General features: G+C 68.9%; 19 protein-coding genes. 9 read left to right on the top strand and 10 right to left on the bottom strand.

The genetic code is table 11. The annotated features are described in order from the left end of the window. Nucleotides 1–125: 125 nt before the first annotated feature. Both ACGGAQ_RS01045 and ACGGAQ_RS01050 read left to right on the top strand, forming a co-directional pair. Nucleotides 126–1,139 carry an ATP-binding cassette domain-containing protein gene (locus ACGGAQ_RS01045; protein ID WP_354855897.1) on the top strand — a complete coding sequence of 338 codons (1,014 nt, stop codon included), beginning with the start codon at nt 126–128 and terminating at the stop codon, nt 1,137–1,139. Then, nucleotides 1,136–1,990 (top strand): ABC transporter permease, encoded by an 855-nt coding sequence (locus ACGGAQ_RS01050; RefSeq protein ID WP_393043443.1) that lies wholly within the window; start codon nt 1,136–1,138, stop codon nt 1,988–1,990. Before ACGGAQ_RS01045 ends, ACGGAQ_RS01050 begins: the two co-directional genes overlap by 4 nt. Before the next feature lie 22 nt (nt 1,991–2,012). Here the strand turns inward: ACGGAQ_RS01050 and ACGGAQ_RS01055 are convergent, their stop codons facing one another. Beyond that, entirely contained in the window at nt 2,013–5,393 is a 3,381-nt protein-coding gene (locus ACGGAQ_RS01055; protein WP_393043445.1) for an ATP-binding protein, read from the bottom strand. 92 nt (nt 5,394–5,485) lie between these two features. Between ACGGAQ_RS01055 and ACGGAQ_RS01060 the strand changes: the two genes are divergently transcribed. Then, on the top strand, nt 5,486–5,935 hold the full coding sequence (locus ACGGAQ_RS01060) for a helix-turn-helix domain-containing protein (protein WP_393043447.1): 450 nt from the start codon (nt 5,486–5,488) through the stop codon (nt 5,933–5,935). After that, nucleotides 5,928–6,296: a DUF4180 domain-containing protein gene (locus tag ACGGAQ_RS01065; protein WP_393043449.1), complete on the top strand. Its 369-nt coding sequence runs from the start codon at nt 5,928–5,930 to the stop codon at nt 6,294–6,296. Before ACGGAQ_RS01060 ends, ACGGAQ_RS01065 begins: the two co-directional genes overlap by 8 nt. On the opposite strand, the gene ACGGAQ_RS01070 is transcribed toward ACGGAQ_RS01065, so the two are convergent. Continuing rightward, a complete protein-coding gene (locus tag ACGGAQ_RS01070; RefSeq protein WP_393043451.1) occupies nt 6,286–6,924 on the bottom strand; it encodes a hypothetical protein in 639 nt (212 codons plus the stop codon). The two genes, ACGGAQ_RS01065 and ACGGAQ_RS01070, sit on opposite strands and share 11 nt — an antisense overlap. A gap of 343 nt (nt 6,925–7,267) precedes the next feature. On the opposite strand from ACGGAQ_RS01070, the gene ACGGAQ_RS01075 reads away from it, so the two are divergent. Continuing rightward, entirely contained in the window at nt 7,268–7,438 is a 171-nt protein-coding gene (locus tag ACGGAQ_RS01075; protein WP_393043453.1) for a hypothetical protein, read from the top strand. Nucleotides 7,439–7,776: 338 nt separating this feature from the next. On the opposite strand, the gene ACGGAQ_RS01080 is transcribed toward ACGGAQ_RS01075, so the two are convergent. The 5 genes from ACGGAQ_RS01080 to ACGGAQ_RS01100 all read right to left on the bottom strand — a co-directional run bounded on the left by ACGGAQ_RS01080 (nt 7,777) and on the right by ACGGAQ_RS01100 (nt 10,872). Next, nucleotides 7,777–7,956 carry a hypothetical protein gene (locus tag ACGGAQ_RS01080; protein WP_393043455.1) on the bottom strand — a complete coding sequence of 60 codons (180 nt, stop codon included), beginning with the start codon at nt 7,954–7,956 and terminating at the stop codon, nt 7,777–7,779. Between the two features lie 246 nt (nt 7,957–8,202). Continuing rightward, a complete protein-coding gene (locus ACGGAQ_RS01085) occupies nt 8,203–8,577 on the bottom strand; it encodes a GIY-YIG nuclease family protein (RefSeq protein WP_393043457.1) in 375 nt (124 codons plus the stop codon). A gap of 91 nt (nt 8,578–8,668) precedes the next feature. Further along, nucleotides 8,669–9,259 carry a hypothetical protein gene (locus tag ACGGAQ_RS01090; RefSeq protein ID WP_393043459.1) on the bottom strand — a complete coding sequence of 197 codons (591 nt, stop codon included), beginning with the start codon at nt 9,257–9,259 and terminating at the stop codon, nt 8,669–8,671. Between the two features lie 264 nt (nt 9,260–9,523). Continuing rightward, a complete protein-coding gene (locus ACGGAQ_RS01095; protein ID WP_393043461.1) occupies nt 9,524–10,585 on the bottom strand; it encodes an FAD-binding oxidoreductase in 1,062 nt (353 codons plus the stop codon). After that, nucleotides 10,582–10,872 (bottom strand): hypothetical protein, encoded by a 291-nt coding sequence (locus ACGGAQ_RS01100; protein WP_393043463.1) that lies wholly within the window; start codon nt 10,870–10,872, stop codon nt 10,582–10,584. The genes ACGGAQ_RS01095 and ACGGAQ_RS01100 overlap by 4 nt, the downstream gene beginning before the upstream one ends. A gap of 211 nt (nt 10,873–11,083) precedes the next feature. Here ACGGAQ_RS01100 and ACGGAQ_RS01105 point away from each other — a divergent pair, with 211 nt between their 5' ends. From ACGGAQ_RS01105 to ACGGAQ_RS01115, 3 genes are all read left to right on the top strand, one after another. Beyond that, nucleotides 11,084–12,265 (top strand): helix-turn-helix domain-containing protein, encoded by a 1,182-nt coding sequence (locus ACGGAQ_RS01105; RefSeq protein WP_393045603.1) that lies wholly within the window; start codon nt 11,084–11,086, stop codon nt 12,263–12,265. Further along, on the top strand, nt 12,262–12,801 hold the full coding sequence (locus tag ACGGAQ_RS01110; RefSeq protein WP_393043465.1) for an isochorismatase family cysteine hydrolase: 540 nt from the start codon (nt 12,262–12,264) through the stop codon (nt 12,799–12,801). Before ACGGAQ_RS01105 ends, ACGGAQ_RS01110 begins: the two co-directional genes overlap by 4 nt. A gap of 68 nt (nt 12,802–12,869) precedes the next feature. After that, a complete protein-coding gene (locus tag ACGGAQ_RS01115) occupies nt 12,870–13,385 on the top strand; it encodes a flavoprotein (RefSeq protein WP_393043467.1) in 516 nt (171 codons plus the stop codon). 183 nt (nt 13,386–13,568) lie between these two features. Here ACGGAQ_RS01115 and ACGGAQ_RS01120 read toward each other — a convergent pair whose 3' ends face one another. Together ACGGAQ_RS01120 and ACGGAQ_RS01125 are read right to left on the bottom strand one after the other, a co-directional pair. Further along, nucleotides 13,569–14,465, bottom strand: a complete 897-nt coding sequence (locus ACGGAQ_RS01120) for an SLATT domain-containing protein (RefSeq protein WP_393043469.1) — start codon at nt 14,463–14,465, stop codon at nt 13,569–13,571. Nucleotides 14,466–14,494: 29 nt separating this feature from the next. Next, the gene (locus ACGGAQ_RS01125) at nt 14,495–14,899 is read right to left on the bottom strand and encodes a cell division protein SepF (RefSeq protein WP_393045605.1); all 405 of its coding nucleotides are present in this window, start codon (nt 14,897–14,899) and stop codon (nt 14,495–14,497) included. Nucleotides 14,900–15,229: 330 nt separating this feature from the next. Between ACGGAQ_RS01125 and ACGGAQ_RS01130 the strand changes: the two genes are divergently transcribed. Beyond that, nucleotides 15,230–18,313: a DUF3427 domain-containing protein gene (locus ACGGAQ_RS01130; RefSeq protein ID WP_393043471.1), complete on the top strand. Its 3,084-nt coding sequence runs from the start codon at nt 15,230–15,232 to the stop codon at nt 18,311–18,313. A 61-nt stretch (nt 18,314–18,374) separates the two neighbouring features. Here ACGGAQ_RS01130 and ACGGAQ_RS01135 read toward each other — a convergent pair whose 3' ends face one another. Continuing rightward, entirely contained in the window at nt 18,375–20,474 is a 2,100-nt protein-coding gene (locus ACGGAQ_RS01135; RefSeq protein ID WP_393043473.1) for an MMPL family transporter, read from the bottom strand. Between the last annotated feature and the right edge of the window lie 32 nt (nt 20,475–20,506).

Raw genomic sequence — 20,506 nt, forward strand, 5'->3', positions numbered from 1 at the left:
TCCCGGAACGGCGCCCGCTAGTTCCGATCTAGCGGCGGTCGGTCGTCACCTCGCGCCTTGTGGTGGGCGGCGTCGTTGATTTCACCAACCACGACGTCCCGGCCATCGGACGAGAGGTACGGATGATGAACAGACGCTCCACCGGACTGGCCATCGAGGCCGAAGGGCTCACCCGCTCGTTCGGGGAGACCCGGGCGCTGGCCGGCATGGACCTGCGGGTGCCCGCCGGCACCGTCTACGGCCTGCTCGGCCCGAACGGGGCGGGCAAGACCACAGCGGTCCGGGTGCTGGCGACGCTGCTGCGCCCCGACGGCGGCACCGCGCGAGTGTTCGGGCACGACGTGGTGACCGAGGCTGACCAGGTCCGCAGCCGGGTCAGCCTCACCGGCCAGTACGCCTCCGTCGACGAGGACCTGACCGGTACGGAGAACCTGGTTCTCCTCGCCCGCCTGCTCGGTCTGCGCAAACCGGCCGCCCGCGAGCGGGCGGCGGCGCTGCTCGCCGCGTTCGGTCTGACCGAGGCGAGCGACCGTCAGGTGAAGAAGTACTCCGGTGGGATGCGGCGGCGGATCGACATCGCCGCGAGCATCCTCAACACGCCCGACCTGCTCTTCCTCGACGAGCCGACGACGGGTCTCGACCCGCGTAGCCGCAACCAGGTGTGGGAGATCGTCCGGGCCGTGGTGTCGCACGGGACGACAGTGCTGCTGACCACCCAGTACCTCGACGAGGCCGACCAGCTCGCCGGGCGGATCGCGGTCGTCGACCACGGCCGGGTGATCGCGGAGGGCACCCCGGGCGAGCTGAAGTCGTCGGTTGGCTCCGGCACCGTCCACCTGCGACTGCGCGACCCCGGTCAGCGGCCGCAGGCCGAAAAGGTGCTCCGGGAGGCACTCAACGTGCCGGTGCAGCTCCCTGCGGATCCGGTCGCGTTGACCGCCCGGGTCGGCGAGGCGGGCACCGACCTCGACGCCAGCGCGCAGGCCGCCCGCGCGCTCGGTGACCTGGCCCGCGCCGGCATCGTCGTCGACGACTTCTCCCTCGGCCAACCGAGCCTGGACGAGGTATTCCTGGCCCTGACCGATCATCCGGCCGTGTCGGCCGACGAGCGCGACGACGAGCTGGAGGCAGCCCGATGAGCGACACCACCACCACTACCGAACGGGCGCCGTCGGTCTACGTGCCGTCCGCCGAGGCGCTGGCGACAGTCCTCGCGCCGGGCGCGCGACCGTCCCGACCCAGCGCGCTGGGGGCGTCGCTCACCTTCGGTTGGCGGGCCCTGCTGAAGATCAAGCATGTGCCGGAGCAGCTGTTCGACGTGACCGCGTTCCCGATCATCATGGTGCTGATGTTCACGTACCTGTTCGGCGGCGCCCTCGCCGACAGCCCGCGCGATTACCTGCAGTTCTTCCTGCCCGGCATCATGGTGACAAGCGTCGTGATGATCACCATGTACACCGGCGTCGGCCTCAACACCGACATCGAGAAGGGCATCTTCGACCGCTTCCGGACGCTGCCCGTCTGGCGGCCGGCCGCCCTCGTCGGCATGATCTTCGGCGACGTGCTGCGCTACGTCCTCGCCGCCCTGGTCATCCTCGGCGTCGGGTTGGCGCTCGGCTTCCGACCCGCCGGCGGCGTCGCCGGGGTGGCCAGCGGGATCGGGCTGCTGGTGATCTTCTCGTTCGCGTTCTCGTGGGTATGGACGTTCTTCGGGCTGATCCTGCGCAGCGAGAAGTCGGTGATGGGGGTCAGCATGATGGTGCTGTTCCCGCTGACGTTCCTCAGCAACGTCTTCGTCGAGCCGAGCACCATGCCCGGCTGGCTCCAGGCGTTCGTGAAGGTCAACCCGGTGACGCAGCTGGTGGCCTCGGTGCGCGCGGTGATGGCCGGCGAGTCGGACCCGTCCGCCACGATGTGGCTGCTGGCGTGGAGCGTCGGCTTCGTGCTCGTCTTCGGCACGTTCACCATGTACAAGTACAACCGCCGCTGACCCGTCGGAGCCAGCGGCGGGATCAGAGCCGCCAGCGCAGTGGCTCGGGCGGCAGATAACGGCAGGTGCTACCGGTCGCGACGGACTCCCGCAGGTGACCGCTGAGCAGCGGATGGCGTTCGTCGAGCTTGCGCAGTGTGTCCCTGATCCGCGCGGTGACCGTCTTGCGGGCCCGCTCGGCCTCGTCGCCCAACCGCCGGCTCCGGCCGGCCAGCCCCGCCGCGGCGCGCAGCTCGTCGAGCAGCGCGCCGCGCTCGGCGTCCAGCGCGGCCACCCTGCGCTCGTCGCCGCGCGCGGCGGCCCGGTCGATCTCCTCGTCGAGGCGGGTCAGGTGCCGCCGGTAGCGGGCCTTCGCCTCGTCGTCGAGGACCGGATCGCCGCCCATCCGGCGGGCGGCCACCAGCTCCGGCCCGGCGGCCGGATCGAGCAGCTCCACCGCCGGCACGTCACGGCCCGGTCGACTCAGCAGCAGGTGCAGGTCGTGCAGGCCCTTGGCGTCGGGCAGATGCGCCACGACACCGGCGTACGCGAGCTGCCAGACCGGGCCGTCGCGCCGGAACGCGTACGCCTCGGCGGGCGGGTCGGACGGCGTCACCTGACGCCGCCCGACGACCTGGCCCGGCTCGGTGGCCCGGCCCGGAAGGCCGACCCGGTCTGGCCCGGCGTCCTCGCCCCGGCCGGTGTCCTCGTCCCGGCCGGCGTCCTCGTCCCGGCCGGCGTCCTCGCCCCGGCCGGCGTCCTCGCCCCGGCCGGCGACGTGGCCCGGCTCGACGCCGGCCGGTTCCGGGACGGCGAGCCGGAGGAGCACCTGTCGCATGCCGAGGGCGGTGGCGTCCCGCGTGGTGGCGGCGCGCAGCTCGGCCAGCGTCGCGGCGTCGCCCGGGTGGTCGCGGCCGGCCAGGGCGTTCACCAGCCCGGCGCGGGCGATGAGCGACCAGGGTCGGGAGCCCATCCGGTCGGCGGCCTCGCGGGCCGCCGTGAATCCGGCGATCGCGTCGTCCCAGCGTTCCTCGGCGGCGTCGACCACGGCGAGCCAGTGATCGATGGGCCCACTGATGTCGCAGCCGAAGAGCCCGACCGCCCACTGGCCCCGGTGCGGGGTCAGCGCCGCCCGCGCGTCGCGGCAGCGCCGCGGATCGCGGGACGCGGCGGCGGCCTGCGCCCGCAGACGCAGCCACAGCGGTGACACCGGGCGCGGGTAGTGGATGTCGGCGGCCTCGATGACAGCCGTCAGCCGCACCGCCGTCTCGTCATCGCCGCGCTCGGCCGCCGTGATGGCCGACAGCAACTCCCGGTAGGGGTAGTCGGTCGGCGCCCACTCGCGCAGCAGCGCGTCGATCTCATCGAACCGCCCCTGCAACAGCAGCCGGGCCCAGCGCAGGTGATGGCCCATGAAGGCGAACTCGGCGTGCCCCGGGTCGGACAGGTCGGCGATGACTGTGAACCGCTCGTCGGCCTCGGCGAAGTCACCCCGGAATGCCGCGATGATCCCGCCGTCGACGGCCGCCGCCATCCGGGGACGGGCCATGTCACCCTGCTGACCCACTGTGACGAAAGCGGTGAACTCCTCGACGAAGCGGGGGTCGCCCAGTTCCAGCAACGCCACCCAGCGCAGCGAGGTGGCCCAGAGCTCGGTCTCCCGGTCGCCCGAGCGGCGGGCCACCTCCCTGATCTCGGCGGTGAGCGCGGCTCTCGCCGCCGCGGTGCCCAGGCCCCAGGTGGTGTCGTGGCGGGCCCACAGGCTGAAGGTGAGCGCCTCGTCGTCGCGGCCGGAACGGGCGATGGTCTCCGTCGCGGTGATCAGATCGGCCACCAGCGTGGCCACCGACGCGGTGGCGGACGGCTCGCCGATCAACCGCTGGTACGCCTCGCGCACCAGATTCGCGGTGTCGACCGAGCGGATGGTGTCCACCTGGCGCGACCGGTGAACGGTGAGCGCGACGCGGGCCAGCAGCACCGGGTCGTCGAGCGTGCGGGCCAGCGCCGCGGCCTCGGCGAGCAGGCGTACGGCCTCGTCCCGACCCGCGTGGTGATATTGCACCTCACCGAAGTCGACGAGTAGCCGGACCCGCTGCGCCGGGTCCTCGACGATCTCCAACGCCCGGCGGAAGTGCACCCCGGCCTCGTCGGCGGCGAGCCGGGCGAACGCGTCCCGCCCGGCGGCGACCAGCAGCTCGACGACCCGGGCCCGGTCGAGCGCGGCGCCGGCCAGGTAGGCGTGTCGAGCCAGGTCGGCCGGGATCAGCCGGTCCGTCAGCGCCGCTGGCGGGTCCACCGCACGGACCACCGCGGCGTGGCGAGCCTGCCGGTCGTCGGCAGTGAGCCCGTCGTAGAGGGTCTCCCGGACCAGGTCATGGGCGAAGGCGAACCGGCCGCCGCTGCGGGCGACCACCAGCCGGGCCGTCACTGCCTGGTCGAGCAGCGAGTCGACCTCCGCCGCCGGGGCCGCCGCGCTGGCGGCCAGGACCTCCCGGTGGAACTCACGGCCGAGCACGGCGGCGACGGTCAGCGCCTCGACCACCGCCGCGGGCAACTGGTCGAGCCGCCGGCGCACCGCCTCCCGTACTCCGGGCGCGATGGTGCCGGTCGTGCCGTCGGCATGCCACAGCCTCGCGGTCTGTTCGACGAAGAACGGGTTGCCGCCGGTACGCCGGTGCACCTCGTCGGCCAGGTCGGCATCGGGCTCCCGCCCGGCGGTACGCGCCATCAACGCGGCCACCTCGTCGCGGGCGAGGCCGGTGAGAGTGATCGTGGTGGCCTTGGCGACCAGCGGCATCAGCAGCGGGCGCAACGGGTGCTCGCCCGCCTCCACCTCCGCGTCGCGGTACGTGCCGATCAGCAACAGCCGCTCGAACCAGGTGTGCTGGGCGGCGAACGCGAGCAGCCGCAGCGAGGCCGGATCGGCCCAGTGCAGGTCGTCGAGGACGACCACCACCGGCCGGTGCGCCGAGACCGCGACCAGCGCGGCGGTCACCGCGTCGTACAGGGCGAACGCCTCCTGGTCGGCGACGTGGCTGCCGTCGTCCGGAGCTGTCCAGGTGGCGGCGAGGCCGGGCACGTCACCGGTGCCGGTCTCGCCGAGCAGGGCGGCGAGGGCCGGCTCGGCGTCCGGTCGGGCGAGCGCCCAGTCGTCGGCGGAGCGGCGCAGGGCGCGCAGGACCTGCACCCACGGCCAGTAGCCGGGGGCGCTGTCGGAATCCCAGCAGGCCGCGCCGAGCACGAGCGCGCCACGCCGGCGGGCCTCCCGCGCCACCGACGTGACGAGGGTCGTCTTGCCGATGCCCGGCTCGCCGGTGACCAGGACGAAACCGCCGTGACTCGTGGCGGCCCGATCCAACTCGGCGCGCAGCAAACCCGCGGGGTGATCCCGCCCGATGATGGCGTCGCCGACGCGCGCGTCCATGGTTCCCAGACGGTACTGGACCCCACCGACGTTGAGCGTTGAGGCTATCCCATGAGTCCGTATCCTTCCCTATCAGGTTAGGATAGGGAACGATGACGGAAGAAATGTACTCGGTTGAACAGGTTGCCGACCGGCTCGGCCTGCACGTACGGACGGTGCGCGGCTACATCCGCTCCGGCCGGCTGCGCGCCGTGCGGATCGGCAAGCAGTACCGGATCGCCGCCAGCGATCTCGACGCGCTCACCGGACGGCCGCCCGCCGCCACCGCGGCCAGCCAGGCCGAGGTGTCGAGCATCGTGCAGATCGACGGTGTCGACCGGGCCGCCGCCGACCGGCTCGGCACGCTCGTGCTGGCCAGCATCAACACCGGGCACGACCCGGCCCGGCCGCTGCGGGTGCAGACCGTGCACGACGATGACCGCCGCCGCCTGAAGATCATCATCCTCGGTGATCCCGCCGGCACCGCCGAGGTGCTGCACCTGCTCGACGCCGTCCTCAATGCCGACAACGGCCTACTCCACCGGGAGGTCCACGATGCCTGACGAGATCCAGGAACGCGCCGGAGTGCCGGTGCTGGTCTGCGACCCGGCCGGCCCGACCGTCGCCACCGAGCAGGACGCGCTGGACCTGATCGGCGCGGCCTTCGCCGGCGCGCAGGTGGTCGCCGTGCCGGCCAACCGACTCGACGAACGCTTCTTCTCGTTGGGCACCCGCTTCGCCGGCGAGGTGATGCAGAAGTTCGTCAACTACCGGCTGCGCCTGGTCGTCGTCGGTGACATCTCGACGCACCTGGATGGCAGCTCGGCGCTACGGGCCCTGGTGCACGAGTCGAACCAGGCCGGGCACATCTGGTTCGTGCCCGACCTCGACGCCCTCGACGAGCGCCTGCGCGCTATGGCGTAGCCGCCTCGGCGTCGTGCACGACAGCCATCTCGACCGCGTCCGGTTCAACGCCTCTGACCTGTGCCTGCTCGGCCGCCCAGCGCAGGTACGCGAGCCACTCCTCGGACAGCCAGCCGGAATGACGACCGACGCCGGCCTCGCTGGGGAGACGGCTGGCCACGACGCGGTCGAGGATCAACGGCTGCACACCGCCAGCCCCTCGCCGGTAGCCGACGAAGTAGAGGACCTTCGTGAACAGCCCCGGCCCCAACCACGGCAGGCGAGCGTGGTTGGGGTCGCGGAAGCGGCGGTACGCGGTGCGCAACGCGGCCTCGCTGGGTGCTGATGCGGACACCTCCTCAAGCGCGTACGCCAGGCGTTTGCCATCGGGGTCGGCGCCGAGCGACCTGGCGGCGCGCCACGGCCCGTACCCGATGGGGCCGTAGCCCCAGACCAGCACCGCGGTCAGCAGTTGCCGCGCGCTGGCGTTGCTGGCTCGGTACGCATCGGCAACGGCGAAGACGTCGCGCCGCCAGACGTCGCCGCTCATCGGAAAGGTGTCCGGCCAGGCGTCCGGCGGCAACCCCGCCCGCCATTGGTCCAGCTTCACGGTGATCGGGGCCTGCTCCCCCGGTAACGGCCTCTGCATGGCTACCTCCCTCAGGTCGCGCGGTTGGGCCTACGCCGTTCGGACGCTACGGTCGGGCACTCGTGCACGCCGTCCGCTGACGCCATATCGCGGTATCGAGCGTCTGCCTGCCCTCCGCGCATCTTCCGCACGGTCAGGTCGGCGAGTCGAACGCATCCCCCGGCGACGGGACCACGCAGTCTGTTCGGCATGGGCCAGAAATCGTCATCGCAGTGGTGTCCGCCACCGTGTCGCTGATCAGCGTCGCGGTGACGTACCGGACTGAGCGGCCTTCTGCGACCGCCTCGAAACCGACCCGAGGTTCGCATCCTGGTTCACCCACCCCCTGGCGGAGGTGGACGACGTGGAAGCCCAAGGCCACCGCGGAAATGAGCGGCTGGTACGCCTGCAGAACGAACTCGTCGAGCTCATCGAACTGCTCGGCCCCAAGGGTGAATGGCTCCCGTTGGAGCAACGCGAGCGACTGCCACGATCGACCCCGCTCCTGCCCACCTCACGGACACCGGACGGCTGACGTTCGCCGGGTGGCTCGTGACTAGCCGCCGGGTGACCGGGTACGCGCGGTGCATGGGTAGCCACAAGCAGAACAAACACGACAGCGGCGGCGAGTCGGCACGAGGCCGGCGCCATCCGGGCAGCGGCGCTCCGGGCCGTCAGGGTTCAACGGTGGAGCACTCGCCCGACCAACGGCACCGCCGTACCGCGACCGGCCCCGCTGGCACTGAGCGGGACATGGGTCGAGCCAAGGTCTCCGGCGATGGACGGGTCCAGCGCCAGGGTGGCTCCTGAGCTGCCGGTCAACGGTCTGGCCCCCCGCGAACGCGCGGGGCGGCCACACCGGATGAGTGACTGCTACGCCGTGGCGCAGATGGCGTACGCCGTGTCGGACCAGTTGCCGGCGAACGCGTCCTTTTCGTACGCACCCGTGGCGGCCGACGTCGGGGCGGTCGCGGGACCACCGTTGGGGCGGGAGCCGTCCACGATGCCCTCACCGGTGACACCGTTCAGCTCGTAGCCCGCGCCGGTCAGCACCTTCCGATGGGCAGGTCGCTGTGGCGCTGTGGCGCTGTGGAAGTCTGCGGAGTTGCTGACGCTGGTGGCGGAGACCCGCACCAGACCGGGGACCGCTGCGGATGCCAGGCTCGCAGGGGCCATTAGGTAGCCGCCTGACCAGGCATTATTTCCAAATCGACTACGTCGTGTCATCGACCGGAAGCGTTCAGATCCGGCGTCACCTCGACGCTTAACGGTGCCCCTTCTGCTCCCGACGCATCCTCGTTACTTGGGGACCTGTCGGTTGAAGCGGGGTTTCAAGGCCACTACCAGGGATTCCTTCGCGCCCTCCGGGTTGTCGGTTTCGTGCCAGCGGACCTCGCGCTGAGCCAACCAGTCCGCAACGTCGGAGGCGGTCGCCTCGGTGCCCCGCTTATCGATTTCGTGGCCGACCTGTTCGTGCAGGACCGACGCGATTCGGTCTCCGGTCAGATGCTGCCGAAGGCGATCCCGCAGATTTTTCGTTCGTCCCACATAGATGACCACACCGCGCTCCAGGACCACATGCACGCCGGGTGAGCGGGGAGCGCGGGCAACCGTGTCCCTGGTGTATGGCTGCGGTGCGGTGAAGTCGGCCAGCAGATCTACGGCATCGGGCATCCCCGAACGCTACCGATGCGAATCCGTTTCCGTGATCCCGTCAGCGCCGGGGATGCCCATCGTCATACCGCCGGAGGCAAATGACTCGACGTCACCGCCCGTAGGTGGTCACGGTCTTCGGTCGAGACTTCTTGTAGTAGAGCAAGCCATATACCGGCAGCCAGCATCCACCGGTGAGCACGGAGAGCGTGATGTGGGCTACGTGGAACCCGGTGCCGATGTACTCCCTGGTGTAGACGGGTGGAGGCATCGGCGCGGCGAACTGCGGTGGATAGGGCGCCTGCTGGGCCGGGTACGGGTATGCCTGGTGGGGCGGAATCGGCGGTTGGGGCGCGTACGGCCCCGGCGGATACGCGGCCGGAGGGCCGGAGTAGGGCACAGCCGACTGCGGCGGGTAACCCACCGGCGGGCCCGAGTACGGCACAGCCGACTGCGGCGGATGAACGGCGGGCGGACCGGAATACGGCGCGGCCTGCGGCGGTGGATATTGGCCGGGCGCGGTCGGGTACGACGCGGTCGGTGAGATCGGCTGAGTCGGGTCCGATGGCTGCGGGTAACCATTGCCCGCGTCAGGTGACGGATTGGGTTGCACAGGAACACCCTGGGTGGTCCGATCCTGAATGGGCCATCGCCTGGACGGTTGACCATACTCAGCAATCAGCCAACCCAGGGCCTTGATCATTTGTGCGGTGGTACCGAATAGTTGGACCGACACGCTCGGCTCGTGGTGCCCGAATGGGCCTTAACGCGCACCTCGCCATCACCGGCACCCAACCGGTCCTTGAAGAGCTGCTCGGGTGACCCCGACGTGGGAGGCAGTAGCAACTGTTGCGGCAGGGCAGGCCTTGCCTTGCCCCCTATGCCTCCCGACCGAAGAAGGTCAAGCAAGCGACCCGGTCGGGGGTGAGCGGCCCGGTCAGGGTGTGTCGACTGCGGTGGACGGCCATCAGCGGGTGAAGCTCGCGGGCAGGTGGATGCGGGCGGCGGGGACACCGAGAGCGAACAGCCGTGGTCGCGCAGCGGCCAGCATCGCGGGTGGGCCGCAGAGGTAGACCTCCTGGTCGGGCTGGTGGTGGTCGAGGGCGATGGTGAGGGCGTCGCCCTGCTCGGCCGGCTCCGCCCAGGGGTCATCGGAGAACGCCGGCACGATCGTCAGCCAGTCGTGTGCGCATTGCAGCTTGTCGAGGGCTATCGCGTCGTACAGGTCGATGAAAGCGCGGACGCCGACGACCAGGGTCACCTGCCGGCCGTCTGGTGCGGCGGCGACCTGTTCGACCAGGGCGCGCAGCGGCGCCAGACCGGTGCCACCGGCGACGAGCAGCAGATCGCCGGTACGCGTCGGGTCGAGGCGTAGGCCGGTGTTGCCGGGTGGGCCGAGCCAGAGCAGCTCTCCGGGGCGTACCTCATGGACCAGGCGGTGGGAGAGGGCGCCGGCGGGTATGGCGCGGACGTGCAGCTCGACGGTGCCGTCGGCGCGTGGGAGGTTGGCCGGCGAGAGCCAGCGCCAGCGGCCGGGCAGGCGTGGTGTGCAGACGGGGACGGCCTGGCCGGGGTGGTGGGGCAGCCGCCGCCAGGGACGTACCGTGAGGATGGCGATGCCGGGCGACGGCCGTTCGTGGCCGATCACCTGGGCGGGCCACCAGGCCGGGCCGTCGCCGACGCGGGCGGCGGCGCGACGGACGGCGTGCGTGGCGCGGTCCACGGCGCGCTCCCCGACGGTCGTCCACAGGGGATGCGGCGCGTGCCGGGCCAGGGCGGCGAGCAGCGCGTCGCCGATGGTGGTGGCGTGTGGGAGCAGGTCGTAGCGGCGGTACGCGCGGCCGAGCACCATGAGCAGCGCCGCGCGGCCCGCCCGGTCGTCATCGCCGGCCACGAGACCGCCAAGCGCGGCGAAGAACAGCGACGCCTCGCGCTGCGGCAGCAGCCCGGGGCAGCGGTCCTCCAGGGTGCACCAGAAGTCGGCGGCCGCCCGGTCGTCGACCGACGCCCAAGCGGCGGCGAGGCTCATGCGGCCACCTCGAACGCCCGCCTGACCTGGGCAATCCGGCCGTCCGGCAGCTCGGCCGCCCTCAGGACGCCCTCCAGGTAGTCGACGACCCGCCGATGCTGCGCCTCCGACAGCCCCAGGCCGCACCATTGGGTTGCGTTCCCGTCGAGCACGGTCACCAGGTGCGCGGCGAGCCGGCCCAGATCAACCCCGATGAGGTACGGCGACAGCTCCGCGTCCGCCGCGACCAGGCGCAGCCAGCGGGCGACCAGGTTGGCCGGTGTCGTGGGTTGCTCAGGGGTGGTCATGGCGGCTCCGAGACGTCGACGGATCAAGTGGCGCCGGGGCGGGCGGGTGCGGGGCTGCGCCGTTGAGGGCCAGCGCAGCTCCGGAGCCAGCACCCGCCCCGGGCCATGCGTCCACCCTGGCCAGGCCCTCGGCTTCCCGGTATGACTACTCGCTGTATCTGCGCTGTACCTGCGCTGCACCGGGAGCCGATAGGCTGCCCGAAGCGCCATGATGCGATGGGAGGCGAGAGCTTTGCCGACTGTCGAGGCGTGGACAGGTCGCGAAACCCGTGCGCTGCGACAAGCGCTGCGGATGAGCATTCGCGACTTCGCGGAGAACCTCGGTGTCAGTGAGCGCACCGTCTCCAAGTGGGAGGCAGGCCGAGAAGCGGTTCACCCTCGGCCGGAGATGCAGGCCGCTCTGGACACCATGCTGAGCAGAGCCGGCAGTCAGGTGGCAGATCGGTTCGTCAGCGCCACCAGCAGAGCCGTTCCACAGCTCAGCACCGTCAGTACGGGCTACCGGGTCCAGTCCCACAAGTTCATACCGGCCTACGTGGGTGCAGCCGCAGCCGCGGAGTTGATGGCGCAAGGAGCCTTCCAGCCACGTCATCACGAGTGGCTGGACGTCGCAGTCGCGGGGTTGCCACACCCCGGGGGAACGTGTATCGCTCACGTCTTCGCCTGCGGTGTCGTAGTACTGCACATCGCGCAGAAACTGCACTTTCCTACTCTGGCCGCCCTGGCGGCATGGCGATACGCCAGCTACGAGAACGACGTACCCTGGGCTGCCGAGCAGGTTACGAGGCTTCTCTTACGTCTTCCGTCGTCCGCTCACGTCGGGCCCGAGTATGTGCTGTCGATGTACGTCCTGGAGGAATCGGCATGGACCGGCGACGAACTTGAGAACGCCCTGCGCCTGATGAGCCTGCCGTCCGTGCTGGTCAACCGTCAGGCACTGTCCCTTCCCGAACCAGTGGGTGACCACGTCGAGCGCCGATTGCTAGCCGAAGGCTTCGATCAGCCCTCCCTTCAGCCCTTTGGTGTGCAGGGAGTCTCGGTCGGCTATGCCAGTTGGGCAGGCGTGGCCTACCACGCCCTGTCACCCGAGCGGGCGCTCATGGTTGACGACCTGGTGTCCTGTGAGGTGGACGTGCAGATGCTCTGGGCCTACTGCCGCCACATCGAACGCCAGGTCGAAGACGGACGAGACCCGGTCATGCCGCCAGAGTTCGGCTGGCGTTTTCTGCGCGCTGCCCACTCCCGATTGACGACAGCCAGGGCGCGCGAGACAGCGCAGCACTGCATGATGCGCGAGGCGACGCTCTCAACGAGCGGCCTACCGGCACGTCTGATGCAGGCGCAGGTCGCCCTTCGCGAGACTGCGGCGTTGAGTGGCAGAGTCGACGAATGAGCGAGAGACACGCCGCGCTGATCGTCATCGACATGCAGAACGGCTTCATCAACGATCGAAGCCGCGGCGTCATCCCGAAGGTCGTCGAGCTGGTCGAGCATTGGGAGGCGACCGGGCGGCCGGTGGTGTTCACTCGCTACCACAACTACCCCGGCAGCCCATTCGAACGACTGATCCATTGGTCCTCGGTGCAGCATCCTCCCGAGACGGAGATCGTGCCCGAGCTGGCGGAACATGCGAGCCGCGCCAGAGCGGTGATCGACAAGAAGATCTACTCGTACTTTTCATTCGATGGCGCTGCCCTGACGGAACAGGAGGGATGGACCGACCTGCTGTTCTGTGGTGTAGCGACGGAGAGTTGCGTGTTGAAGTCAGCGGTCGATGCCTTCGAACGTGACCTGACACCGTGGTTCGTGACGGACGCGTCCGCCAGCCACGGCGGACAACCCGCACACGAGGCGGGCCTGTTGGTTGCCCGCCGGTTCATCGGAGCCGGACAGCTCATCGACGTTCAGGACGTGCGCGACAAGCTGTGAGAGACGCGACGACAGCCGAACGCCCCGGCGCCCGATCAGACGGCAGCCAAGTCCGGCAGACTGCGGGCATGACCGAACGCCCGGTGCTGTATCTGGTCGTCTGCGCCGCAGGTCCGGCGGAGCACATCGACGAACTGGTCGACCTGCTGATCGCCGACGGATGGCGCGTTTGCATGATCGTCAGCCCCACGGCCGCGCCATGGCTTGACCGGGCGGCGTTGGAAGCCAAGACCGGCTACCTCGTACGCGTCGAGTGGCGGATGCCCGGCGATCCCGAGCCACACCCGCCGGCTGATCTGGTGCTGGCCGCACCGGTCACGTTCAACACGGTGACGAAGTGGGCGCTCGGCATCAACGACACGTTGGCGCTTGGAGTCCTCAACGAGTCGCTCGGGGCGGGCCTACCGATCGTTGCCTTTCCGCACGTCAAGCCGGAACTGGCCGCCCATCCGGCTTACCTGGGCCACTTGACGGTGCTGCGCGGTGCGGGTGTTGCCGTGGCCGACGGAAGGGCGCTGAACCCGGCCGGGCGGGATCGGTGGGACGTCGCCATCGAGGCCGCGCGCTTGGCTCGACGGCCCTAGAAGGCAATCTCTGTCGACAATCGAGCTGCGCTGGTCTTCACGGGCGGGACCGGCGGGCGCACTTGGCACAACTCCTTCGGGTCCCCCGCGAAGACGGACGCCCGACGGCAATGGAAACAACGCCTACACCAGCCCGCACGAAGGGAGGAGAGCCAAGGGTAGGTTTCTGCTGGTTCCGTCGCTTCATTCGCTTGGGTTCCGGGCTTCGGGAGGCTGCTCCAGATTCTGCTGACGCTTCTTCTGTTCGGACTTCAGGCGGTGCACTTCCTCCACAAACTCAGCCAGAGCCTCCCCCTCCTGATCCTCTCCGAACCGCTTGTAGCGTCCGACACCAACTTCGACAGCTTCCCATTCATTTTCGATGGCATCTGCGGTTTGCTGTAGGTAAAAGCTCCGCTCCTTGTATTTATAATAGCCCATAAAACCGCTTGAGATACCTACAGCCAGCGTGAGGCCGAGAGTGACCCACCGCAAAAAGTTGAACTCCGCAACCAACCCGGCCGCTCCAGTAGCAGCTATGGAACCAATAATCAAGACGCCTTGCAATATGTTATTAAACCGCCTGTATCCCTTACTCTCAAGCCGGAGTCGGTCGATATCAAAGAAGGCATCCTCCTTGTACGCGATGCGCCTCACTTTGGTATCAGTATCGACACGCGCCAGAAAATGCTTGCGATTATCTCTCTGCCGAGCCAGCTTGAGCTCTAGATCGCCCTCCTTTAGATATTCCACCTTCCCGCTAGGCAACCTCTCCGGATAACCTGCATGCGTCTTGAGGTAATACGATGCGATACAGAAAGCGATGGCAACCGGGATAGCCGGAAGGTATACAGCTTCAAGCACCACTTCCGGTATTCCCGGAATCCAATAGAGCATGTACAGGACAACTCCGAGGAGCGGACCTAGCAGCATCGATACGTTCGACCACGACTTCCGACTCCGTGCAACAGCGAGGCGATGCTCGGTCTCGCGGACCTGGTGAGTCAGCAGCAGCAGTCGGTCATTCCCCCTGTATTGCGCTGCGCTGCTGTCCGCCGATTCCTCGACTGAAGGGTCGCGCTCATCATCTTTCCCCGCCATCGTTATACCTCCCCGCTTTCGCGATCCCTTCAGGACCGATGATCGCCAGTGCCAGGCGTTAAAAGCACTACAAAATCCGCCACCCGGAGAACCCAACCACCCGAGGAGGCCGACAGCCCGCTACAAAAATCAGCAACCCTGATAACTTCGCCCTGAGGCAGTCCGCCACAGTCAAGCGAGACCGTTCTGCCACGTCGATAATGTGCCGAAATCTGAATTACCGCCTCGCCGTAAAGCCGAGGCCTACACCGGACGGGCTCCGACATGTCCATCCCAGGCGCTTCGCCTTGCGAAACCCTATAGGGATACATTTTTGCGAGGTTGTCAATAACGACATCCACTTGCCTAGAGACTGGCAATGGGGTTGCCTCATCGTAACCGTTCGGAAAATTCCTAGCCAGCCTTACCCCACCTCGCACAGCAGCGGCAAACATGCGAGAAAGGGTTGCCAGACAAATCAGAATAATTAGGCACAGCGCCGTGGCAGCCAGCAGCAAGAGGTTGTCTTTCACGTAGATGGAACCCCTCACACGGCGTCATCACGTCGACCGAATCTACACGTTCTTGAAAGCAGCAAGAGATCCATCTTATGAGTCGTTGATCCACTCTGTCCAGAGGTGTCGGGCTCCCGACAGAAGAAGGAGGCGCCTGCTCCAGCCAGACCTGTTACTACCGACGCCGCGAGAGACATGACCTATGAGAATATCGGAGAAATCAATACCCACCGGGCTGCGTTTTCGGCGCAAATCGGATAGCTTGCTCTAATGGTTGACCTTGGCCGGGGTATCTACGAGCAGCTGATCACTCGCGAGCTGGCCGACCAACTCCAGCACGTCGACCCCGCCCTGATCCAGCAGCACAAGCTCGACCCAGCCGACGCGCACCACACCCTCGCCCGGCACATCGCCACCCTGGCCGCCCGCGCCCTTCAGGCCGTCCCCGGCGGCGACGACAAGCTCCACCACCAGGTCGAAATGGCGAACCGCATCGCCGACGCCATCGCCTCCCTGAGCCCAAAGGCGGCGACCGACGACGACCAGGTAACCGACGCCAAGCACCTGCTCCACGCCATCGCCGCTCCGCCGACCCCTCCCGCGGAGCCGACTTTCCCGCAGCGCCCCACCACTCCCCTCTCCACCGGTGCCCTACTGGTCAACGGCCGTCACCAGCCCCGTATCGGCCACGAGGTCAACCACGAGATGGCATCGGCCGAGAGCGTCGACCTGCTCTGCGCGTTCATCAAGTGGTACGGCCTGCGCATCGTCGAGCCGGCTATCCGCGAGCTGATCGCCCGAGGTGGCAAGGTCCGCGTCATCACCACCACCTACCTCGGCGCGACAGATCAGCGAGCGCTCGACCGGCTGAAGGAGTTGGGCGCCGAGATCAAGGTGTCGTACGAGACGCGGACCACTCGACTGCACGCCAAGGCGTGGCTGTTCCGCCGCCACAACGGCACCACCACCGCGTACGTCGGCTCGTCGAACCTGTCGAAGACCGCCCTGGTGGACGGCGTGGAGTGGAACGTCCGCATCTCGAATATCGAGCAGCCGCACGTCATCGACACGTTCACGGCGACGTTCGAGGACTACTGGAACGATCCGGCGTTCGAGGCGTACGACACGGAACGGGACGCCGAGCGGCTGCGGCACGCACTCACCGGGGAGCGTCGCGACGGCGCACCGACCGAGATCTCGAACCTGGACGTGCGCCCGTACCCGTATCAGGCGGAGATCCTGGCCGACCTGGACGCCGAGCGGTTGGTGCACGGGCGCTGGCGCAACCTCGTCGTGATGGCGACGGGCACCGGCAAGACCGTCGTCGCCGCCCTCGACTACCGCCGGCTGCGACGCAACAACGGAGTGGACTCGCTGCTCTTCGTTGCCCATCAGGAGCAGATCCTGCGGCAGAGCCTGTCGACGTTCCGGCAGGTGATCGGGGACGGCAGTTTCGGCGAGATGCTGGTCGCGGGCGAGAGGCCGAACGGCTGGAAGCACGTCTTCGCCTCCATCCAGTCGCTGCACCGCCGCGAGGTCGACCCTGAGGCGTACGACATGGTGATCGTGGACGAGTTCCACCACGCGGAGGCACCGACGTACGCGCGGCTGTTGGAGCGGCTGCGTCCCCGCGTACTCCTGGGGCTCACGGCGACTCCCGACCGGGCCGACGGCGCCGACGTGCGCCGGTGGTTCGACGGTCATGCGGCAGTTGAGCTGCACCTGTGGGACGCGTTGGAGCGGCAGTTGCTCGCGCCGTTCCAGTATTTCGGGCTGCACGACGACGTGGACCTGTCGCACGTCACCTGGAAGCGCGGCCAAGGCTACGACCTGTCCGAGCTCACCACCCTCTACACCGCCGACCATGCCCGGGCACGGACAGTGTTGCGAGCGGCTCGCGAGAAGGTGGATGTCGGGCGAATGCGTGCGCTCGGGTTCTGCGTGAGCATCAGGCACGCGGAGTTCATGGCGGACTGGTTCAACCGGCACGGCGTAGCGTCGGCGGCGGTGACCTCGCGGCCAGGCACCGACCGGACGCGGCTGCTGCGGGACTTCAAGGCGGGCAAGCTGCGGGTGCTCTTCACCGTGGACCTGTTCAACGAGGGCGTCGACCTGCCGATGGTCGACACGATCCTGATGCTGCGGCCCACCGAGAGCGCCACGATCTTCCTGCAACAGCTCGGCCGCGGCCTGCGCCTTGACGACGACAAGCCCTGCCTGACGGTGCTCGACTTCATCGGCGGGCAGCACGCCAACTTCCGCTTCGACCTGCGGTGGCGTGCCCTGACCGGGGTGAGCCGGAGGGCCATCACCGAGGCGGTCCGCGACGACTTCCCGAGCCTGCCCAGCGGCTGCCACGTCGAGCTGGACCGCGTGGCAAAGGAGGTGGTGCTCGCCAACCTGAAGAGCGCGCTGCCCACCTCGAAGGCCGGCCTGGTGGCCGAGCTGCGGCAACTCGGGGACGTCAGCCTGACGACGTTCCTGCGCGAGACCGGCCTGGAGATCGAGGACGTGTACCGGTCGGCCAGCGTCGGCGGCTGGACCGGTCTGCGCCGAGTCGCCGGCATCGAGACGTCCGCGCCCGGCCCGGATGACCGGGAGTTGGCCCGGGCCATCGGCCGCATGCTGCACACCGACGACACCGACCGGCTGGAGCTGCTGACCCAGGTCGCGGCCGGCCCGCCCGCGCCAGGCCAGCAGGTGTACGCGGGCAACGGCCGCCTGGTGGACATGCTGCACTTCAGCCTCTGGGGGCCGAACGCCCCGCTGGCCACGCGCGACGAACGGCTGGCGCGGCTGTGGAAGGAGCCGGCGCGCTGCGCCGAGCTGCGGCAGGTCGCCGAGGTGCTGCGCGATCGCATCCACCGGGTCACGCCGACTGCTGCCGCGGGTGCCGTGCCGCTGCGGGTGCACGCCCGCTACAGCCGCAACGAGGCGTGCGCCGCCTTCGGGATGCCCAACCCGGGCTCGCTGCGCGAGGGGGTGAAGTGGTTGCCCGACGCCCAGGCCGACCTGTTCTTCGTCACCCTGGTCAAGTCGGAGGCGCACTACTCCCCCACCACCATGTACGCCGACCGGGCCATCACCGACACGCTGTTCCAGTGGGAGTCGCAGAGCACCACCTCGGCGGCCTCGGCGACCGGGCAGCGCTACACGTCGCGCGGTTCGACAGTGCACCTGTTCGTCCGGGAGACCCGGATCGCCGACCGCGACCTGGGCGCGCCGCCGTACCTCTACGCCGGCACCATGACGTACGAGTCGCACACCGGCGACCGGCCGATGCGGATCCTCTGGCGGCTCCACCACGCCCTACCCGCCGACGTCTACGCCACCGCCCGCACCATCGCCGCCTAGTGCTGCTAGGGCAGTGGGTCGGGGATCGTCGTGTCGATTCGAATCCCGCCGTGCAGTGCCACTAGCCCGGCTGGCCGGCGGCACGGGCGTGTCGCCCGCTGGTCGGCCGCTCGTCGCCGTGCCCCGGCCACCACGCCTTGTGCCCGATCAGCGCGGTCAGCGCGGGAACGAAGAACATCGACATCACGAACGCCGACAGCACGATGCCGATCGCCACCGCGAAGCCCATCTGCTGCAGGAACGAGATCGGCGCGAGCAGCAGCACCGCGAACGTCCCGGCCAGGATCAGTCCTGCTGCCGCGACCGTCGGACCGGCGTGCTGCACGCCGATGGCGGCTGCCTCATGTGGCTCGTTGCCCTCCCGCGCTTCCTCGCGTAGTCGGGCAATCATCAGGATGTTGTAGTCGGTCCCGATGGCCACGACGAAGAGGTAGAGGATGATCGGCAACTGGAAGGTGACACCGGGCTCGCCTTGCAGCCCTTGGAAGAGGTAGACGGTGGCGCCCAGCGTGGCGGCGAAGTTGAGCAGCACCGCGATCACGAGGTAGATCGGCGCGACCAGGCTGCGCAGCAGCAGCGCGAGGATGAGCGCGATCAGGCCGGCCGCTACCGGCAGGATCACCGACAGGTCGCGGTTGTTCGCCGAGTTGATGTCCGCGAAGATCGCGGTGGTCCCGCCGACCAGCGCCCGGGTGCCAGGCGGCGCCGACGCATGCACGGCGCCGCGCAGGTCCTCGCGGACGAGGGTGATCGCCTTGTTGGAGACCGGGTTCTCGTTGAGCAGCAGGTTGACCCGGGCCACACTCGGGTCGGTGCTGCGCTCCGGAGGCTGCGCCTGACCCACACCCGGGGCTTTCGCTACGGCTGTAGCAAAGTCGTTGACCTGTTGCTCGGTCAGCGGCGACCGGTTGGTGGTGGTCAGGTAGACCTCGGTCGGGGCGAGCGCACCGGCGGCGAACCCGCGCTGGAGGTCCTGCGCGGCCTTCGCCGACTCGGTGTCCTGTGGGAAGCCGGCGCTGAAGTCGTAGTCGGCCTTGTAGCTCAGCACGCCTGCGGCGAGCGCGACCAGGATGACACCAGAGATCGCCGCGACGAGTGCCGGCCGGCGCCCGACGGTGGTGCCGAGCCGGTGGGACAGGGTGGCCTTGGGCGTACGCTGCCACGCCTTCGACGGCCAGAAGACGTACCGGCCGAGCAGGGAGACGACTGCGGGGACGAGGGTGAGCGAGGTGACAAGCATGACGCCGACCGCGATGGCGAGCGCCGGGCCGAGCGAGCCGAAGAAGCCCAGGGAGGCGAGGAGCAGCACGAGGAACGCGACGATTACCGCTCCGGCGGCCGAGGTGATGACCTCGCCGACCCGCTGGACGGTGACGATCATCGCGGTGCGCTTGTCGTCGCCGGCGCGCAGCCGTTCCCGGTAGCGGAAGAGCAGAAACAGGATGTAGTCGGTGCCGATGCCGAACAGCACGATCAGCAGGATCGTCTGCAGGTCCTGGCTGACACTGAGGTCGAATGCCTTGCCGGCGGCGGCGACGAGACCCGTCGTGATGCTCAGGACGACGCCGACGACCACCACGGGCAGCAGCGCCGCGATGGGGCTGCGGAAGATGATCAGGATCAGTCCGATGATCAGGATGATCGTCGCGATGCCGACCACGGCGAAGGCGTTGTTGAAGGTGTCCTCGTTGTCGACGAAGCTCGCCACGTCGCCGGCCACGCCCGCGGACAGTCCACTGTTCGCCAGCTCCGGGCCAATGTCCGTCCGCAGATCGCGGACGGCGTCGAGCAGCGTCGGATCGTCGGGGGTGGGGGCGTCCAGCCCGACGTTGATGATCTGCACCGACTTGTCCGGCGCCACAGCTGGCGGACCGGTCAGGTAGCCGGACGTGTGTGGGATGTTCTTGGCCTTGAGCGCCTGGGCGAGCTGGCCCACCCTCGCCTCATCCGCCGGCGTGAGTTTCTGACCGTCGGCGCGCTTGATCACGATGACGGCGGTCGCGGTGGCCTGCTGCGGAAACGCCTTCTGCCCGAGCTCGGTGGCCTGTACGGACTCGTACGAGCGGGGCAGGAAGCTCTCCTGATCCGCTGAGGTGATGTCGCCCAGCGATGGTGTGGTGAGGATGATGGCGGCCGCCGCCAGCACCCACCCGGCAATCACCCACCACGCTCTGCCCACAACGAATCTGCCCA

It is taken from the genome of Micromonospora sp. NPDC047557 (assembly GCF_043205095.1).
Lineage (GTDB): Bacteria > Actinomycetota > Actinomycetes > Mycobacteriales > Micromonosporaceae > Micromonospora.

Bases quoted from the DNA above. Each gene is read 5' to 3' on its own strand.
- ACGGAQ_RS01045 (WP_354855897.1), top strand. From the start codon at position 126: ATGAACAGACGCTCCACCGGACTGGCCATCGAGGCCGAAGGGCTCACC.
- ACGGAQ_RS01050 (WP_393043443.1), top strand. From the start codon at position 1,136: ATGAGCGACACCACCACCACTACCGAACGGGCGCCGTCGGTCTACGTG.
- ACGGAQ_RS01055 (WP_393043445.1), bottom strand. From the start codon at position 5,393: ATGGACGCGCGCGTCGGCGACGCCATCATCGGGCGGGATCACCCCGCG.
- ACGGAQ_RS01060 (WP_393043447.1), top strand. From the start codon at position 5,486: ATGACGGAAGAAATGTACTCGGTTGAACAGGTTGCCGACCGGCTCGGC.
- ACGGAQ_RS01065 (WP_393043449.1), top strand. From the start codon at position 5,928: ATGCCTGACGAGATCCAGGAACGCGCCGGAGTGCCGGTGCTGGTCTGC.
- ACGGAQ_RS01070 (WP_393043451.1), bottom strand. From the start codon at position 6,924: ATGCAGAGGCCGTTACCGGGGGAGCAGGCCCCGATCACCGTGAAGCTG.
- ACGGAQ_RS01085 (WP_393043457.1), bottom strand. From the start codon at position 8,577: ATGCCCGATGCCGTAGATCTGCTGGCCGACTTCACCGCACCGCAGCCA.
- ACGGAQ_RS01090 (WP_393043459.1), bottom strand. From the start codon at position 9,259: ATGATCAAGGCCCTGGGTTGGCTGATTGCTGAGTATGGTCAACCGTCC.
- ACGGAQ_RS01095 (WP_393043461.1), bottom strand. From the start codon at position 10,585: ATGAGCCTCGCCGCCGCTTGGGCGTCGGTCGACGACCGGGCGGCCGCC.
- ACGGAQ_RS01100 (WP_393043463.1), bottom strand. From the start codon at position 10,872: ATGACCACCCCTGAGCAACCCACGACACCGGCCAACCTGGTCGCCCGC.
- ACGGAQ_RS01105 (WP_393045603.1), top strand. From the start codon at position 11,084: ATGCGATGGGAGGCGAGAGCTTTGCCGACTGTCGAGGCGTGGACAGGT.
- ACGGAQ_RS01110 (WP_393043465.1), top strand. From the start codon at position 12,262: ATGAGCGAGAGACACGCCGCGCTGATCGTCATCGACATGCAGAACGGC.
- ACGGAQ_RS01115 (WP_393043467.1), top strand. From the start codon at position 12,870: ATGACCGAACGCCCGGTGCTGTATCTGGTCGTCTGCGCCGCAGGTCCG.
- ACGGAQ_RS01120 (WP_393043469.1), bottom strand. From the start codon at position 14,465: ATGGCGGGGAAAGATGATGAGCGCGACCCTTCAGTCGAGGAATCGGCG.
- ACGGAQ_RS01125 (WP_393045605.1), bottom strand. From the start codon at position 14,899: ATGTTTGCCGCTGCTGTGCGAGGTGGGGTAAGGCTGGCTAGGAATTTT.
- ACGGAQ_RS01130 (WP_393043471.1), top strand. From the start codon at position 15,230: ATGGTTGACCTTGGCCGGGGTATCTACGAGCAGCTGATCACTCGCGAG.